Source organism: Nostoc sp., assembly GCF_036917515.1.
Classification (GTDB): domain Bacteria; phylum Cyanobacteriota; class Cyanobacteriia; order Cyanobacteriales; family Nostocaceae; genus Nostoc.
On record NZ_JBALDE010000090.1, the window covers coordinates 1 to 962 of the forward strand.

Sequence of the window (962 nt, forward strand, 5' to 3'; positions counted from 1 at the left end):
ACCTGAGTTCGGGTTAAGCAGGTTGAGATAAAAGCCACTCCATCTGAAGGCTGGGTTTCTTAGGTTGATGGCAATAAGCGATTAATCCGCATAAAACGTTAACGCAAAAATTAACGGGGCTTCGATGCCGAGAATGTTCTATTTGAGAAATGTTCTTGAGTTGGTCGTTAATTGTCTCAATTATTGAACGCTTACGTGACAACAGTTTGTCATGAAGGCGCATCAACTTATTTTTCATGTTGCGACGTGGTTTGGCGAAAAATTCAATTCCGAATTCTTTGAAAAGTTTGTCAGCCAGTTCTTTCGAGACATAACCCCTATCTGCAAAAATTTTGCCAAACAAATCTTTGAGTAAAGTGGGAACTGGTTTTCGGTCATCAATATTACCAGGGGTCAAAATAACATTCAGTATTTCACCAAGTTCATTAACTACGATGTGCAACTTAAAACCAAAGAACCAATCGACCGAAGTTTTACCTCTAGCAGCAAAACCCTTAAAGACCTTATTCCTGGATATTCGACGATTATGGCAAACCTTCAAGCTTGTTGAATCTGTAAAACCAATACCCGTACATTGCCCAAAACAATGCTTCAAGTATGCACATAGCGGGATGAGAACTGATGGCATCCATTCTACAAATCGCTGATAGCTTGGAAGCCCTGGAAATGCACACCTCCATTGTTTGTGTACATGTTCTATATAAAAATGCTTGAAATTTCGATAATGGTTTTGGTGAAACGCGATCGCAATTGTCATGATTTCACTTAAGTACAAGCTTTTTGCACGAACTCGCTTGATTCCTCCATGTTTTAGCAGGTTTTTGTGCCATTGACCTTCAAATTTCTTACAGAAATCATCTACATGGCAGAATAATGCTTCTAAACTAAACATAGGGCAGGTGCTGGATTTAACGCTATTTTCAGCTTACTACCTGCTCCTTTCCTTATCCCGAACTCAGGTT

Annotated in this window: 1 protein-coding gene; it reads right to left on the reverse strand. The window is 39.5% G+C overall.

All coding sequences use genetic code 11. The annotated features are described in order from the left end of the window. Positions 1–13 precede the first annotated feature (13 nt). A complete protein-coding gene (locus V7K89_RS10735) occupies positions 14–892 on the reverse strand; it encodes an IS982 family transposase (protein WP_335186933.1) in 879 nt (292 codons plus the stop codon). Positions 893–962: the final 70 nt, after the last annotated feature.